This window comes from Streptomyces sp. NBC_00178, assembly GCF_036206005.1.
Taxonomy (GTDB): domain Bacteria; phylum Actinomycetota; class Actinomycetes; order Streptomycetales; family Streptomycetaceae; genus Streptomyces.
Window position 1 is genome coordinate 3,073,727 of record NZ_CP108143.1, and the last position, 15,836, is coordinate 3,089,562.

Sequence of the window (15,836 nt, forward strand, 5' to 3'; positions counted from 1 at the left end):
TTTCGTGCTTTTGATCAGTTGGCGGCCGGGACCTCCGCCGGCGCCTCCGCCGACGTCCCGCTCGCGTCCCCGCCCAGGCCGAGACCGAGGTCCAGGCTCTGGCCGGGGAGGATCAGGTCGGGGTCCGAGCCGAGCTCGGCCTTGTTGGCCTCGTAGAGGGCGGGCCACCCACCGGGCAGGTCCTCCGTGTCGGCGATCGCCCAGAGGTTGTCACCCTCCTGGACGGTGTACGTCCCCTCCGCACCCTGACGCCCCTCGGTGGCGCCGCGCGAGGCGTGCCTGCCCGACTCGCGCGCCTCGGCGGCCGAGGACGACTCCTCGGTCGCCTCCGGGGCGGGGGCACCCCGGTGCTTGCCGGCCTTGGACCCCTCGGCCTTCGGCGCGCCGGACGCCTCGGCCGACGGCGTCGCGGAGGGCGAGGAGCCGGACGTGTCCGCCTTCTCACCCTTGTCCGCCTTACCGGCGGACGCGCTCTTGCCGGCCTCGCCCTTCGCGTCCGCGCCGTCCTTCTCCTCCGCGGAGGAGGTGGCGGACGGGGTCGCGGTCTCCGTCGGCTCGGCGGACGGCTCGTTGCCCGGATCGATGCCCGGCAGCGCCCCGTCGAGCGCCAGCCCGGAGATCACCGCGCAGCTGGGCCACGCCTGGGGGCCCTTGTCCTCCAGCACCTTCTCGGCGACGGCGATCTGCTGCGAGCGGCTCGCGAGGTCGGCCCGCGCCGCGTAGGCCGCGCCGCCGTAGGCCGACCATGTGGCCTCGGAGAACTGCAGGCCTCCGTAGTAGCCGTTGCCGAGGTCGGCGCTCCATATGCCGCCGCTCTCGCACTCGGCGACGCGGTCCCACGTCGAGGCGTCTGCGGCCTGCGCGCCACCGGCGCCGAGCAGCGGGATGGCAATCGCCGATCCTGTGACGCCTGCGGCGACGACGATGGCGGGTGCCTGACGAGGGCGACGGTGTCTGCCGTTCGCGGAGCCCATGGGATTGCCTTCCGTGTGACTGACATGTGACGGGTGAGTCGAACGGTGAACCTAGCCCTACTCGAACGTGTGTCACAAGTCGATGCAGCGGAGATCACGTGAAAGTCACAGAGTTGACAGAATGTCACCTTCCGCCGGTGTATGACCGGGACCGAACTCCACGGGAAGCGTGCGCAGTCCACGCATGATGAGGCCGCCACGCCACCGCAAATCGGCATGATCGACGGCGAGCCGCAGGTCAGGGAGCCGTCTCAGCAGGGTCGCCAGAGCCACCTGCCCTTCCAGGCGGGCCAGCGGCGCCCCCAGGCAGTAGTGGATGCCGTGACCGTAACCGAGGTGCTGGTTGTCACTCCGAGCGAGATCCAGGGTGTCCGCATGCTGGAATCGCCCTGGGTCGCGGTCGGCCGCCGCGAGCACCACGAGGACGGGGTCGCCCGTCGCGATGACCTGCCCTCCCAGCGCCACGGGTTCGGTGGCGTAGCGCCATGTGGCGAGCTCCACGGGCCCGTCGTAGCGCAGCAGCTCCTCGATACCGGTGGCGAGCAGTCCGGTCTCCCCCGCCGCGAGCGAGAGCTCCAGGCGCTCGCGCTGCGACGGGTTGCGCAGCAGCGCGTGGATCCCGTTGCCGATCAGGTTGACGGTTGTCTCGAAACCGGCGAAGAGGAGGATGAAGGCCATCGCCGCGGCCTCGTTCTCGGTGAGGTGCTCACCATGGTCGCTGGCCTTGATCAGGCCGGAGATGAGGTCGTCGCCGGGATTCTCCCTCTTGCGGTGGATGAGTTCGGCGAGGTAACCGCGCATCTTCTTGACGGACCTGGCCACCCCGCCCCGCGGGCCGCCACCGTGGCGGATCATCATGCCCGCCCAGTCCCGGAAGTCGTCCTGGTCCTCCCGGGGGACCCCCAGCAGGTCGCAGATCGCGTAGATGGGAAGCGGGAAGGCGAAGTCGTGGATCAGGTCCGCCTTGCCCTCCTCGATGAACGAGTCGATCAGGCCGTCCGTCAGTTCCTGCACGCGGGGCGCGAACTCGGCGACCCGGCGCGGGGTGAAGGCCTTGGACACGAGCCGGCGCAGCCGGGTGTGGTCCGGCGGATCGATGTTCAGCAGATGCGTCATCAGCTCGGCCTTGCGCTCGCCCGGGATGCCCGTCTTCCCCTTGGCGTTCGCGGACCCCGCGTGGTGGGCCGGGTTCTTGGAGAGCCGGGTGTCCGCGAGGGCCTGCCGGGCATCGGCGTACCGGGTCACCAGCCACGCCTCCACCCCGCTGGGCAGGGCGGTGCGGTGCACGGGGCTGTTCTCACGCAGCCAGGCGTAGGCGGGGTACGGGTCGGTGGCGAACTCCCAGGTGAAGAGCTCCGGTCCGGCCTCGGGAGCGGCATCGGAGGCGGAGGGCGTCGCGGGGCTGTCGTTCACTCCTGGACGCCGTCCGTCGCGCCGTCGAGCCCTTCGGCGGCCCTGATGGCGTCACGGTAGGCGCGCGCGGCGGCACGGAGGGCGGCCTCCGGGTCGACGCCGTCGCGCTCGGCCTCGACGGCGAGGGCGAGCAGTTGGTAGCCGATCCCGTCGCCTTCGGGGACCGCGGTTCCGAGGCCCGCCGCACGGACCCTGCTGCCGAGCTTGGCGGCGAGCGCCAGGCCGGGCTGGCCGAGCGGCACCCCGTCGGTGACGGAGGCGCGCCGCTTCTCGATCGCCTTCGTACGCAGCCAGTGCGCGTGGACGTCCTCCGGCGTCTCGGCGGTCTCGTCGCCGAACACGTGCGGATGGCGGTGGATCAGCTTCTCGACGATCGTCGCCGCGACGTCGTCGACGCCGAACGGTTCCTCGGCGTCCTCCTCGGCGATGCGCGCGTGGAAGACGACCTGGAGCAGTACGTCGCCGAGCTCCTCGCGGAGCTCCGTCCGGTCACCGTCCTCGATGGCCTCGACCAGCTCGTACGCCTCCTCGATCGCGTACTTCGCCAGGCCCTCGTGCGTCTTCTGCGAGGTCCAGGGGCATTCGAGCCGGATCCGGTCCATGACCTGGACCAGGTCCAGGAGCCGGGCGCCGGGGAGGTCGTACGAACCGGGCAGGAGCTCCAGGTCGGGCATCCGCACCCGCCCGGAACCGCCGAGCCGGGCGAGTCCGTCGGTGAGCGCCTGATCGCCCTCGCCGCCGACCAGCACCACCACGGTCCGGCCGCCGGCGCAGTCGTCCACCAGTTCCCCGGCCGACGCCGAGGAGCGCTCGGCGGCCACCCCCGCCTCCCGCAGGTACGGCAGCTGCGGGTGGTCGGGCTCCGCGCACAGCACCCTGTCGGCGGCCCGCAGGGTCTGCCAGGCGGGCCAGGACAGCAGACCGGGGGCGACCCGGTGGCTGGCGGTGAGCAGGACGATACGGCCGGGGTCTTCAGCGTTCACACGTCGAACCTACCCCCGGCCGGGAGGCACCCTCCGTCCGGATCGGGCGCGGCCGTCCGGCCGGGCGCCGGAGCCGCCCGACACGGGAGGACGTGCCCCGGGCGTCAGGCGCCTGCCTCGGGCTCTTGGCCCGGGAAGGTGGTGACCTGCTTGATCCACGCGGTCCTGTAGGTGCTGAGCTGGACCTTCTTGTCGTCCCAGCTGCCGTAGCGCGGGTTGACGTCGATGTGCAGCGACGTGGACGCCTCGGTGAGGGCCTTGCTCACGGCCTGCTGGCCCGCGGGGGTCTGCAGGTCGGCCCCGAGCGCCCGGGCCAGCTTCGGGAGCTGGACCTCCTTGCGCAGGTCGTCCTCGATCTGGCCGGGCGCGACCCAGCGCTGCTCCAGCATCACCGTACGCAGCCCCTTGTCCCCGCCGGACTGTGCCGCCGCCGCCGCGCGGATCTCCTGGATCTCCTTGCGGCTGACCGTCACCCCCGCGTCCTTCGCGGCCCGGTCCAGGACCCGCCCGAAGATGAGGCTGTGCAGCTTGGCGCGGTTCAGCTGCCCGGTCTTCTTGACCAGTTCCTCGGACTGCCCGGCACTCTCCTGGGCCGTGCGTACGTCGGCCGCCTCGGCCTGGACGGTCGCCACGTCGATCCGGTCGCCCCCCACGACGGCCGCGGCGCCCGGATGGGCCTCGCTGCCGCAGGCGGTCAGGAGCGGTGCCGCGAGGAGCGTTGCGGCGGAAAGGACGAGCGCGGTGCGACGGCGGCGGTGCAAAGGAGCCTCCCGGGGAGAGTTTGTGCATCAGTGCACAAAGCCTTGCGGTGATCGATGTTAGGCAGTGGACGTGATTCGGGCCACTGCTTCGACCAACGATTTCCGGACCGGTCAGTGTGGGGTCGGGGACGAAAACCCGTCCGCGCCGCCGCTTCGGACCACGGCACGCCTCAGAACGACCCGCGCACGTCCTGATGGTGGGTGAGTTGCCGGCGGAGCTCCACGGGCAGCGGGTGGTGCGGGCCGTAGGCGCGCTCCGTGTCGTACAGGAGGGCCTGCAGCTGGGCGCGGCCCGCCGAGTGGTCCCCCATGCCGAGCAGCAGGTGGCCGATGCGCTGCCGGATGTCGAACGCCCGCCCGGGACCCGTGGAGTTGGCGTAGCCGTCCTCGTAGTACGGCAGGAGGGCCCGGTATTCGGCGAGCGCCGCGGCTGCCTCGCCCAGCTGCTCCAGGCACTGTGCCGCGTCGTAACGGAACTGCAGTGTCCCGGCGTCGCCGGGGCCGGCCTCCGCCGTGCGGTCGTCGGCCAGGCGGCGCAGCTCGGGCAGGGCGCGGCGGTACTGCCCGTCGTCCATCAGCGTCGCGGCGTACTGCTTGCGCAGGATGCGCACGACCGGGGAGTGCTCGCCGTGCTCCGCCGCGGCGGCCGGGAGGATACCGCCGAGGATGTCGACGGCCTGGGTGATCCGGCCCTCGCCGAGGAGCCGCTTCACCTCGTCGACGGCCTGCGCGACGTCCGGCCGCGAGGGCGGCTCGAAGGTCGTCGGGGGCGCCTGCCGCGCCGGTACGGGCGCCGGGGCCGGGGTGGCCGCCCGGTCGGGCCAGGGGGCGTGCGGGCGGAGGAACGGGCGGGTCGGGTCGAGCGGCCCCGAGGGCTGCCCGCCCGAGGGCAGCAGGGGCCGCAGGGCCTCGTAGACCTCCTGGGCGGAGGCGGGGCGGTGCTGCGGGTCCTTGGAGAGCAGCCGCAGGACCAGGGCTTCCAGTGCCTCGGGGACCTCGGGCCTGAGCCGGCGGACCGGGAGCGGCGGCTCGTAGAGATGGCGGTGCAGCACCCCGAGGGCGGTGGAACCGGCGAACGGTACGTCACCGCTGAGGAGTTCGTGGAGGAGCGCGCCGAGGGCGTACAGGTCGGTGTACGGGCCGACGGCGCCGCCCATCGCCTGCTCGGGGGCCATGTAGGCCGGGGAGCCGATGGGTGAACCCGTGTGCGTGAGACGGGTGGTGTCGGTGTCCATGACGGAGGCGATGCCGAGGTCGAGCACCGTGAGGGTGCCGTCGGGCTTGATCATGGCGTTCCGCGGCTTCAGGTCGCGGTGCACGATCGGTACCGCGTGCACGGCCGAGAGCACCGCGCAGAGCTGGGCCGCGACGGCGACCGCCCAGGTCCACGGGTAGGGGTCGTGCTCGGCGAGGTGGTCGGCGAGGTCGGCGCCCTCGACGTACTGCATGACGAGGTAGAGGTCGTCGCCGTCGCTCCCCGCGTCGTGGACCGTGACGAGACCCGGGTGGTCGACCTGTGCGGTGACCCGGCACTCGCGGACGAACCTGCGCCGCAGGTCGTCGGCGGCCTCGCTGCCGGAGGGCCCGGCGACGCGGTCGGGGCGCAGCAGTTTCACCGCGACCCTGCGGTCGAGCCGCTGATCGTACGCCGTCCACACCTGGCCCATGCCGCCCTGGCCGAGAATGGTCGCCAGCTCGTAACGGCCCGCGATGACACGGCCGTTCACCTGCTGTCACCCTCCTTGCGAAGGTAGTCGCTGAGCTCGTCGAGCTCGGCGCGCACCTGGTCGAGGCGTGGCGGGGTGGCGAGCCTCGGCGGATCGGCCAGAGGCGGCGGAACGGCGGAGGGCCGCTGCTGCGGACCGGACGGGGCAGGCGGAACCGGGGCGGTCCCCTGCGGCGGGGCGGGCGGGCGTACGGAGCCGGCCGGGGACGGCGGGTAGCCGTACCCGGGGGCGGGCCTCGCGGGCGGGACGGCGGGGGCGTGCGGCACGCCGTGAGCCGCGTACGGCGACGGGCCGCCGGGGATTGCCGGCTGGGGGCCGTAGTGCCGGATCTCCGCGTACAGGTAGTAGGTGATCGTGCCGATCACGGTGCAGAGCAGCCAGCCGAGGAACACGAGCGCCTGCGCGTCCGTCAGTTCCTCCTCGCTGTCGGGCGTGGAGACGATGTACGCGAACATGCCCGCGTTGAGCGCGACGACCACCGCCATCAGCGTCCAGTCCAGTCCCTTGCGGGTGACGGTGGCCAGCCGCAGCAGCGACGCCCAGGACAGGAACCCGCAGCTCATGAGCGTGAGTGCCACGAAGAGCACGCGCAGCGCGGTGAGCGTCGCCGAGGCCGGCCGCCGCTTCGGTAGCTGCGGCGGCGGATAGCCGTAGCCATGCATGTGCTGCTCCCGGGAGGGTCTGTGTCGGACGTTGCTGCGAGCGTATACACCGACACGGACAAGCGGTCCCGGGTTGTGCACAACCATTGTGCTTCAGGTCACTTCGGCGCCACTGTGCCGTCCGTGAGTCCGTCGTACATCCCCTGCACCAGTTGCCCGCCGAGGCGCCCCGCCGTGCGCAGCGCGTCCTCGAAGGCGGCCAGGGCGCTGAACTGTTCGCCGTACCGCCGCTGTTCGTCCAGCGGAAGGCGCGGCACCTGGAGGCGCCGTGCGTCGAGGCGGGTCGCCGTGGAGGCGTAGCTGCTGGCCTGGCGGTTGTTGGCGGTCCCGCGCAGGAAGCCGGCGAGGAACCAGGGGTCCAGGGCGGCCGGATCGGGGCGCAGCAGCTGGAGGTTGCGGCCGAGCGCGGACCCCGCCGTGGCGTCGTCGACGACCCTGGCCACCGCGCCGCCGCCGAGCACGGGCACCACCACGTCGCCGGTCTCCAGCAGCAGCGGCTCGTCCTGGGGGGAGCTCGCGGGGGCCGTGGGCGTCCCGCTGGGCGCCGTTCCGGCGAGGACGTCGTGCTCGGTGAGGACCGCCACCCGACCGGTCGCCGCACCGGTGCCCGTACGCAGTTGCAGGGCGCCGGCCCGGGCCAGTTCGCCGACCGTGGTGTGGGGCCGCCTGACCGCCTCGCCGGGCACGGCGGGCGCCGGAGCGAGCCGGGAGGCCAGCTTCAGGGTGTCCTGCAGCCCCTCCCGCACAGCCGTCAGTTCCGCGGCGCCGCCGCCGGAGGCCGCGGGCGGGAGATGGCGGGCGGGGGTCAGGTCCACGTCGTCGTCGAGCAGTTCGATGACGGGGACGGCGCGGCTCACCCCCGGCCGCTCCTCGACGGGCTCCCGGCGGCCCACCACGTCGAAGGGGGTCCAGGCGTCGAGGACCGCGGCGTGCAGCGCGGGCCAGTCGAGCCGCTCACGGCCCGACGCGGCACCGGCCGATTCGGGGTCGGCGGTGTCCACGACCAGCAGTTCGGGCGCCAGCCGCGACTCGGCACCCGGCTTGCGGAGCACCCAGAGGTGGAGGGGGATGCCGTACGGGGGCGCGGCGCCGGCCGGGAGGGCGATCACGGCGCGCAGGGCTCCGCGGCGCAGCAGATCGGCGCGGATGCGGCGGCCCGAGCGGCGGGACGCCGAGGCGGGGGGCATCAGCAGCACGGCGGTGCCGCCCTCGCGCAGGCGGGCGAGGGCGTGCTGCACCCAGGCGAGTTCCGACTCCGTGCGGGCCGGGAAGCCGTACTCCCAGCGCGGGTCGTAGGCGAGTTCGTCGTGGCCCCAGTTGCGCTCGTTGAACGGCGGGTGGCAGAGGACCGCGTCCACCGTCAGCTGCGTGAACGCGTCCGTGCGCAGGGTGTCGCCGGTCCGCACCTCGATGGCGGGCTCGTCGGCGCCGCTCGTCGTCGCCTGCAGGGCGAGCCGGAGCGCGGTGAGCGCCGCGAGGTCGGCGTCCGACTCCTGCGCGTACAGAGCCGTCGGCCTGCCGACCGCGCGCAGGAGGGCGCCCGTTCCGGCGGCGGGGTCGAGGACCGTGCGCGGGGGGCGCTTCCCCCCGTGGCCGCCGTGGGGCTTCGCCGCTTCGGCGAGGGTAGCCATGAGGTCGGCGAGACCCGGAGGGGTGAGCGTGTACTGACGCGGGTTGGCGTCGAGCTGGCGGCCGAACAGGAAGTCGAAGGCCTGCCGGACGCCGGTCTCCGCAGCGAGTTCGGCGACGCCCCGCAGGAGCGGGACGGACGGCAGGAGCGCGGAGGCCGTGGGGGTGGGGACGACGCGTTCCGGCCCGAAGCGGTCGGCCAGCACCCGGTCCAGGGCGCCGGAGAGCACTCCCGCCATACGGGCGTCCGAGACCGCGGTGATCTCCAGCCAGGCGGTGGGCCTGTCCCGGACCAGGATCAGGGCGCTGCCGGCGTGGACGAGCGCGGTGACGGCGCCGCCGGGGTGCCCGGCCATCTGCTGCCAGACCTTCTCGCGGAGCGGGACCTGGGCGAGTTTGCCCTGGTCCCGTAGCCACTGCTCGACCTGGTGAAGGGCGAACGAAGGACTCGCCTCGGTGCCGCCGACGGGCTTCGGGAAGTCGTCGTGGCGGCGGCGCCAGTTGCTGACGGCGGCGCGGCCCACACCCGCGAGCCGGGCGATTCCGGCCGCGGTCACCTCTGTCGAGCTCTCCGGCACTGGCCTGTCTCCCGTTCCACGCGCGTCGGTGTCGCCCGTTGTGGCTGAGCATACCGATCACGCGCACACAGCGGTTCACGCATGAGGCGACTCGAAACAATGGATTGCGTGTTGACCCGGTTCACAGGCTCTGCTCTTATTGACCCATCGCACAACGGGGCGGCTCTTCTCGCCGCTCACATCCCCGTCATTCGCCGAAGGGCACACCCATGTCTCAGTACACGCAGTCGCCTCAGCCTCAGCAGCCGTACGCCCCCACCCAGCCTCCCGGCACACGGCCCGCCCGCAACGGACTCGGTGTCGCCGCTCTCGTCCTCGGCATCATCGGGACGGTCTCCGGACTGGTGCCGCTGCTCTTCTGGCTGGCGGGCATCCTCGGAGTCATCGCCCTGATCCTGGGCCTGGCGGCACGGGGCCGCGCCAAGCGCGGGGAGGCGACCAACAAGGGCGTGGCCACCTTCGGCGCGGTACTCGGCCTGGTCTCGCTCATCCTGTCGGTGGTCGGAGCCGTCCTGACGTACAAGGCCGTGGACGACGTGGTGAAGGACATCAACAAGGAGGTGGCGGGGAGTTCGGCCTCGGCGAAGCCGGGGGCGGCCACGGGCGGCGCGGCGAAGGGCACCGCCGACGACAAGGCTGCGGACGGCACGGCGGAGGACGCCCCGGACGACAAGGCCGTCAGTCTCGACGAAGCGGACACCGCCGTGTACGACGACGGCCTGGAGGTCACGGTCGGTCCCGCGAGCGCGTACACGCCGGACCAGTTCGCCTCCGGACACACCAAGGGCAACAGCGCGTACAAGGTCACGGTCGTCCTGGAGAACAAGGGCAAGGAGAAGTTCGACGCGTCCCTGGCCACCGTGGACGCCCGCGCGGGCAAGGACGGCGTGAACGCCGAGCAGATCTTCGACGGCAAGGTCGGCGACGGCTTCAGCGGAACGGTCCTCCCGGGCAAGAAGATCACCGCGCAGTTCGCCTTCGACGCACCGGCCGACGCGAAGAACCTCACCGTCGAGGTCAGCCCGGGCATCGAATGGGACGCCGACCAGTGGGACCTGAAGCTCTGACGCACCACGGCCCGCGCACGACGGCCCGCGCACGACGGCGCACGGTCCACGGCTCCACGAGGCAGGCAGGCGCCCGGAGATGCGGGCGCCTCCCCGGGGGAGGGCACCATGTCTCTTCCGGAGCACGACACCAGGCCGCGGCGGCAGGTCGGCAGGTCGGCAGGTCGGCAGGTCGGCAGGTCCAACCTCAGGAGAGCAGGAAAGACGTTGTCGCTTCCCAGGGAGACAGTGGTCGCGCAGCTGGGCGACAAGGCATCGGCCAAGCGCCGTTCCGCCGCGAGGCGACTGGGCAGGTCGCCGGACGTGACGGCCGGCCCGGCGCTGCTCGACGCGCTCCGCCGCGAGACCGGCGACCCCCGCACCTGGGAAACGCAGTACGAGATGGTCATGGCCCTCGGGGCGTGCGCCTACGGGCCCGCCGTCGGATTCCTGTCGGAACTGGCCCGGCGGCCCACCGAACACACCGCACTGCACGTGGCCCTCGGCGATGCGCTCGTCCGGCTGCGCGGCCCTGGAGAAGGCGCCGCCGCACTGGAATGGTGCCTGGGACACCGGAACCCCGCGCTCGCCGACGGTGCCTTTCGGGCCGTCGCCGCCCTCGCACCGCCCCTGGACGCCACGACCGTCGACCGGGTCCTGGACTTCCTCGACCCGCTCGATCGGTTCGACGGCCTGCGCTACTGGGCCGCGGTCGCCGCGCGGGACTGGCCCGGTGACCGGGTCCGCGCGTTCCTCGACTCGTGCGCGGCAGGCCCCAGGGCGGACGTGGCCGACGCCGCGGCCGCCTCCCTGGAGCGGCGGCGGCGATGACCCTCGGGCGACCGCGTGAACGGGTCCCCGGACCGCCGCCGTGCCGGCCTCGGCAGGTCCGCCCCCGGGCTCACGTCCGGTGCCGCACCCACACGTTCGGTTCGACGTACACCGCGTAACCGTGCCGGACCGAGCACAGCACCGGCACCAGGGCGCCCGGCACATCCACGGGGCCCTCGGTGTCGAACGGCAGCCCCGTCCAGGCGCGCCACCGGTCGAGCGGGGCGCTCACGGTCATCGAGGCCGGCGCGACCGAGTCGACGACGCCGCCCGCCCGCACGTGGACCCGCAGCCAGGGGTCCACCGGCAGGCCGTCCGCGTCGCGGGTCAGCCGGGCGTACTCCTCCATCGGCGTCGCCGGGTCCGTGTGCTTGGCGCTCGGCCGTACCGGGGCCACGACCTCGCGGAAGCCGAGCCGCCGGGCGTTCTCCCGCATGGCGGCCAGCATCTGCCCGGACACGCCCCGGCCTTGAAGGCCCGTCGCCACCGCCACCTCGATCGCGCTGACCGTGTCCGGGGTGCGCCCGTGCCGCAGGTCGGAGAACGCCCACAGCAGCACCCGGTCCCAGCCGCTCGCGGGCAGGGAACCCCGCCCCGGGACGTCGAGGGCGAAGGGCACGCTGTAAGCCCGGGCCACCACGGCGCCGTCCGGGCCGGTCGCGACCAGCACGTACTCGGGGAAATCGACGGCCAGGCGCGGGAAGTTCGCCCAGCCCACCAGGTCGTCGAGCACGAAGGGCGGCCAGGTGACGGGCATGTCGTCGATCGCGCCCGCCAGCTCGGGACGCTCGGCGAGCGAGGTGATCTTCAGGTCCATGGGCGTCACGGTAGGGGCGGGTCACCGGCCGGCCAAGCGGATTACCCGGGCAGGACCCGGCACCCGGCTCGGGAGCCGGCCCCGTCGCCGAGGGCCCGGACCAGGTCAGACGTAGCTGCCGACGATGAGCGCGGCGGTGGGCGCGAGCGTCAGCAGCACCCCGGCCGGCCAGTACAGGCGCGGGCCGAGCGCCGCCCTCCGGCGCAGGGGGGTGTTCGCGAGCCACCAGATGATCCCGAAGGCCGCGACCACCGGGACGACGATGACCAGCCAGAGCGCCATGCCGTCGTTCTCCGTCGGCTCCCGCGACGCCCATCCGGCCGCTGCGAAGGGGCCGTTCGCCAGGACGTACCACACCAGCCACACCGGCACGATTCCCGGCACGCCCAGGGCGAGGTTGACCCCCGCGGCCGTCAGCCGCCATCCCCACATGGGACCCAGTATCCCCACACCGGATTCCGGGTCCGCCGTGCGGAGACGGCTCAACGCGCCGGGGCGTCCGTCGGGTTGCCGCCCGCGAGCAGCTTCTCCTCGGGGCAGGTCCGCAGCACGTCCGTCATGGCGTCCTGTTCCGCCCGCGTCACCCACAGCCCGTACTTCTTCTTCACCGAGACCTGCCCCGCGACGTACGCGCAGCGGTAGTCCTTGTTCGGGGGCAGCCAGGTCGCGGTGTCCCCGTCGCCCTTGCGGCGGTTGGTGGAGGAGTCGGCCGCGACGAGGTTCAGCGGGTCGTTGGCGAACGCCCGCCGTTTGCCGTCGCTCCACTTCTGGGCCCCCTTCTGCCAGGCGTCGGACAGGGCGACGAGGTGGTCTATGTCCACCTTGCTGCGGCCCCGCCGGAACGTGATGCGGGTCCCGGTGTACGGGTCCGGGTCGAGGACCCCGCTCAGCACCTTGCAGCCGTCGGCGTCCCGGGAGACGTCGTCGAGCTGGTCCGCGAGGATGTCGTCCCGGGTGCCGCAGCCGTTGCGGTCGGTGTCGGCCCAGGCGGATCCGAACTCGTCGCGGTCGTAACCGGTCTTCGGGGCCCGGCCCTTGACCGTGAGGCCCTCGGCCGCCTGCAGCGCGCTGCCACCGGGGGCCGGAGCCGCTTCGGACCGCGCGGGATCGGGCAGTTCGTCGAGGGAGTCGCACCCGGTCAGGACCAGAGAACCCGTCAGGGCCACGGTCACAAGGGCGAGGAGGCGGTTTCGGGGGCTCACTGCGTCAGATGGCTTCACAGCCGACCAGGTTAGGCGCCGGGCCGGAATCGCGGCACGGGGCGGGGGCCGGCAACGCCCCGGGGGGATCGGGCGGTGCCGGGCGGGGGCCGGTAGCGCCCCGGGGAATCGGGCGGTGCGGTCGCCCTAGGACGGCGGGTGGGCCACGGCCGGCGCACTCACACCTTTCCGATTCCCAGCGTCGTCTCGGACGGCAACAGCCCCGAGCCGAGCACCCCCACCCACACCGGCCCCAGCAGCTCCACGAGCCGCTCCCGCTCCTCGGCTGCGAGCGCCTCCCAGGGCTGCGCCGCGCTCTCGTCCGTACGGCGCTCGACCTCGGCGCGCAGCGCGCGGCCCTCGACCGTCGCCGTGCCGTCCGCCTCCACCAGCCCTCGCGCGGCGAGACGACCACGGGCCGACTCCCACTCCCCGGCGCTCCATCCCCGGCTCGCGAACACCTCGGGCCGGGCGGCGCCGACGGCCGCGAAGGAGACCAGCGACTCCACCGGATCGAGCCCCGCCGCGACGAGCGCCGCCACGTGGCCGTCGCCCCGGTGCTCCCGCAGGATCGTCGCCGCGTGCCAGAGCACCAGGTGGGGCTCCTCCGGCCACGGCAGGGCGGCGGCCGCCGCCGCGAGGGGGCGTCCGGTCACGTCGGCGGCCAGCGCGGCCCGGCGGGCGAGCGCGGCGGCTCCGGCGAACCCGGAGCCGTCAACTGCGTCCCCGAACAGCGCCCGGTACGCACGGTCGACGGCCCTCTCCCTGGCCGCGAGCACCGCGTCCGGGGTGGCGACGGACCAGCCGGCCGGCACGTACGCGCCGATCATCCGGGGGCTGAAGCTGTGGAAGGTCTCCGCCACCCGCTCGGCGCCCGCCGCTCCGAGCGGCGCGGCGCGCCACGCGAAGTAGGACGGCCACCGCTCGTCCGTCGCGTACCCCAGCGCGGCGGCCTCCTCGAAGGCCTGGGGTGCGTAGTAGACGACGGCGTGCAAGGGCTCCAGCAGGTGCCACATCTGACGCACCCGACCCGATTCGTCGGACATCTCCCGACCTCCCGCTCCCCGGTCCATCTTGTCAGTGACTAGATGTTCAGGGTGCACCTCTCCCCTTGAACTTGTCAATGACTAGATTGCGCGTACCGTACGTCCCATGACCAGCGAACGCGCCTACCACCACGGCGACCTGCGACGGACCCTCCTCGCCGCCGCCCTCGACGCCATCGCCGAGGACGGCCCCGACGCCCTGTCCCTGCGCGACCTGGCCCGCCGGGCGGGCGTCTCGCACGCCGCACCGGCCCACCACTTCAAGGACCGGACCGGCCTCCTCACCGCCGTCGCCGCCGAGGGCTACGCGCTGTTCGCCGACGCCCTGGCCGGTGCCCCGGACCTGCGGGAGCGCGGGGTCGCGTACGTGCGCTTCGCCGCGGAGCACCCCGCGCACTTCCAGGTCATGTTCCGCCCCGAACTCCACCGCGCCGACGACCCCGCCCTGCTCGCCGCCAAGGCCCGTGCCACCGACGAACTGCGCGCGGGGGTCGGCGAGCTGCCCGACGCCGCCCGGGGCGAGGACGCCCGGCTCGCGGGCATCGCCGCCTGGTCCCTCGCCCACGGCTTCGCCACGCTGCTGCTGAGCGGCAATCTGGACGGACCGCTCGACGGACGGGACCCCGAGGCCATGTTCCGGTCCGTCGCCGGATTCCTCTTCGACCGCCCCGCACTCCCAGGGGCGTCGTGAGCGGCCCTGTGGGCAACCCGTGATCCCTAGCGGGCGCGCGGCGACGGATCACGGGACAGCAGTCCTCAGCCGGGGAAACCGTCCGTCAGGATCCGGCGGGCGAGCAGACGGCGCGCGTCGGCGAGCTCTTCGGAGATCCGCTGCTCCCGCTCGTCGTCCATGACGACAGCCGCAGGCACGGGCGTGAGTGAGAGGAGCCGTTCCCGCCGCAGATGGGTGGGCGGGTGCGTCGCGTCGACGCAGTGCCCCCTGATGGCACTGACCCGGCGGCTCCGCTCGTACTCGTGCTCCGGGACCGACGCCGCGTCCGCGGCCAGCGACGCCCACAGCCGCTCCGCCCGTTCCTCGACCCCGCCGGCCCCGCCGGCCCCGCGGCGGGCGGCGCGCGGATCGTTGGACGCACGCTGGAGCGTGACGACCACCGAGTCCAGGACGAGGAGCCGGTCCATGAGCTCCGCGGCCGCCACCGACGATCCGGCCTCCGCCGCGAACGAGTCCGCGAGATACTCCGCATGCCGGGTGGAACGCATGGTCAGCTTGTCCAGCGTCCTCAACACGACGACGATCAGTGCACGCGGCACGAGACAGAGCAGGTTGAGCACCATCTCGAGCGGAGACGGGTTCCTCGTCGGCGCGGTGTATTCCCACCAGGCGACCAGTGAGCGGTAGGCGGTCGCAGGGATGATTCCCCGGCGGGTGTCACCGTTTCCGTAGTGACCCAGTTCGTGGCCGAGCAGGGCGATCCGTTGCTGCGGCGTGAGGACCTCCCAGAGCGGAAGCCCCAGTGTCAGCAGACGACGTCCCCGTACCCCGCAGCTCATCACACCCGCGTTCACGTCCGTGTCGACCGCGATCACGTCCACGCCGCGCGTACCGGCCACCCTGGCGATCTCGTCGACCAGCCCGTACAGCGCGGGTGCGTCGTCACGCCGCAGCAGGGGCCCCTCCTCGGGCAGGCGCGGCAGTCGCGGCCTGAGGTTCCATGCCACGAACAGCAGGATCAAGCCGAGCAGCACGCCGAAGCCGCCCCATCCCGCGACGACGCACCAGACTCCGAGGGCAGCCAGGACCACCGTCACGCCGTGCACCGCACACGCGATGGCGTAGGCCAGGACGACGGACAGGTCCCCTGCACGGCGCCCGGAGCCGTCCCCGCTCACCCGGGCATGCAACAGTTCGCCGTGCCGGCGGGCCGTGGCGCGCCTCATCCGCTCCAGCGGGCCGTGACTCCGCTCCGGCTCCGCGTCGCCCACCGGGTCCACGTTCCAGTCGCAGGCACTGCACCAGGTGGTGAACCGGGAGTCCGTCCGGATCTCCGTGCCGCACTGCGGACACGGCCGCACCCGCTCCTCATCGACGACCTGCATCGCGTGTCTCCCCTGCCCCGGCCCCTCCCCAGAGGCCTCTCCTGTATGACAGCGCAAAGCTGATCATGTGCGTCGGCCTGCGTAAAGTCCGGCAACCCGCCGTGCGATCGGG

Annotated in this window: 15 protein-coding genes; 3 read left to right on the plus strand and 12 right to left on the minus strand. The window is 73.2% G+C overall.

From position 1 onward, the window contains the following. Nucleotides 1-14 precede the first annotated feature (14 nt). The 7 genes from OHT61_RS13155 to OHT61_RS13185 all read right to left on the minus strand — a co-directional run bounded on the left by OHT61_RS13155 (nucleotide 15) and on the right by OHT61_RS13185 (nucleotide 8,727). Nucleotides 15-974 carry a LysM peptidoglycan-binding domain-containing protein gene (locus OHT61_RS13155; RefSeq protein ID WP_329038042.1) on the minus strand — a complete coding sequence of 320 codons (960 nt, stop codon included), beginning with the start codon at nucleotides 972-974 and terminating at the stop codon, nucleotides 15-17. 105 nt (nucleotides 975-1,079) lie between these two features. Further along, entirely contained in the window at nucleotides 1,080-2,387 is a 1,308-nt protein-coding gene (locus OHT61_RS13160; RefSeq protein WP_329038044.1) for a cytochrome P450 family protein, read from the minus strand. Further along, on the minus strand, nucleotides 2,384-3,370 hold the full coding sequence (locus OHT61_RS13165) for a nucleoside triphosphate pyrophosphohydrolase (RefSeq protein WP_329038046.1): 987 nt from the start codon (nucleotides 3,368-3,370) through the stop codon (nucleotides 2,384-2,386). Before OHT61_RS13165 ends, OHT61_RS13160 begins: the two co-directional genes overlap by 4 nt. Before the next feature lie 104 nt (nucleotides 3,371-3,474). Then, entirely contained in the window at nucleotides 3,475-4,131 is a 657-nt protein-coding gene (locus tag OHT61_RS13170) for a SurA N-terminal domain-containing protein (protein ID WP_329038048.1), read from the minus strand. Between the two features lie 170 nt (nucleotides 4,132-4,301). After that, nucleotides 4,302-5,858: a serine/threonine-protein kinase gene (locus tag OHT61_RS13175; protein WP_329038050.1), complete on the minus strand. Its 1,557-nt coding sequence runs from the start codon at nucleotides 5,856-5,858 to the stop codon at nucleotides 4,302-4,304. Continuing rightward, a complete protein-coding gene (locus tag OHT61_RS13180) occupies nucleotides 5,855-6,520 on the minus strand; it encodes a hypothetical protein (RefSeq protein ID WP_329038052.1) in 666 nt (221 codons plus the stop codon). The genes OHT61_RS13175 and OHT61_RS13180 overlap by 4 nt, the downstream gene beginning before the upstream one ends. Before the next feature lie 98 nt (nucleotides 6,521-6,618). Beyond that, a complete protein-coding gene (locus OHT61_RS13185; RefSeq protein ID WP_329038054.1) occupies nucleotides 6,619-8,727 on the minus strand; it encodes an N-6 DNA methylase in 2,109 nt (702 codons plus the stop codon). Between the two features lie 209 nt (nucleotides 8,728-8,936). On the opposite strand from OHT61_RS13185, the gene OHT61_RS13190 reads away from it, so the two are divergent. Both OHT61_RS13190 and OHT61_RS13195 read left to right on the plus strand, forming a co-directional pair. Further along, nucleotides 8,937-9,794, plus strand: coding sequence for a DUF4190 domain-containing protein (locus OHT61_RS13190; RefSeq protein ID WP_329038056.1), 858 nt, complete (start codon nucleotides 8,937-8,939; stop codon nucleotides 9,792-9,794). Nucleotides 9,795-10,001: 207 nt separating this feature from the next. After that, on the plus strand, nucleotides 10,002-10,604 hold the full coding sequence (locus OHT61_RS13195) for a HEAT repeat domain-containing protein (protein WP_329038058.1): 603 nt from the start codon (nucleotides 10,002-10,004) through the stop codon (nucleotides 10,602-10,604). Between the two features lie 70 nt (nucleotides 10,605-10,674). Here OHT61_RS13195 and OHT61_RS13200 read toward each other — a convergent pair whose 3' ends face one another. The 4 genes from OHT61_RS13200 to OHT61_RS13215 all read right to left on the minus strand — a co-directional run bounded on the left by OHT61_RS13200 (nucleotide 10,675) and on the right by OHT61_RS13215 (nucleotide 13,666). Continuing rightward, on the minus strand, nucleotides 10,675-11,421 hold the full coding sequence (locus tag OHT61_RS13200) for an N-acetyltransferase (RefSeq protein ID WP_329038061.1): 747 nt from the start codon (nucleotides 11,419-11,421) through the stop codon (nucleotides 10,675-10,677). Nucleotides 11,422-11,526: 105 nt separating this feature from the next. Then, nucleotides 11,527-11,853: a hypothetical protein gene (locus OHT61_RS13205; RefSeq protein WP_329038063.1), complete on the minus strand. Its 327-nt coding sequence runs from the start codon at nucleotides 11,851-11,853 to the stop codon at nucleotides 11,527-11,529. Nucleotides 11,854-11,903: 50 nt separating this feature from the next. Then, nucleotides 11,904-12,641, minus strand: a complete 738-nt coding sequence (locus OHT61_RS13210; protein WP_443049425.1) for an HNH endonuclease family protein — start codon at nucleotides 12,639-12,641, stop codon at nucleotides 11,904-11,906. A gap of 158 nt (nucleotides 12,642-12,799) precedes the next feature. Beyond that, entirely contained in the window at nucleotides 12,800-13,666 is an 867-nt protein-coding gene (locus OHT61_RS13215) for an SCO6745 family protein (RefSeq protein WP_329038065.1), read from the minus strand. Between the two features lie 106 nt (nucleotides 13,667-13,772). Here OHT61_RS13215 and OHT61_RS13220 point away from each other — a divergent pair, with 106 nt between their 5' ends. Further along, a complete protein-coding gene (locus OHT61_RS13220; RefSeq protein WP_329038067.1) occupies nucleotides 13,773-14,357 on the plus strand; it encodes a TetR/AcrR family transcriptional regulator in 585 nt (194 codons plus the stop codon). 65 nt (nucleotides 14,358-14,422) lie between these two features. On the opposite strand, the gene OHT61_RS13225 is transcribed toward OHT61_RS13220, so the two are convergent. Next, entirely contained in the window at nucleotides 14,423-15,724 is a 1,302-nt protein-coding gene (locus OHT61_RS13225; protein ID WP_329038069.1) for a M48 family metallopeptidase, read from the minus strand. Between the last annotated feature and the right edge of the window lie 112 nt (nucleotides 15,725-15,836).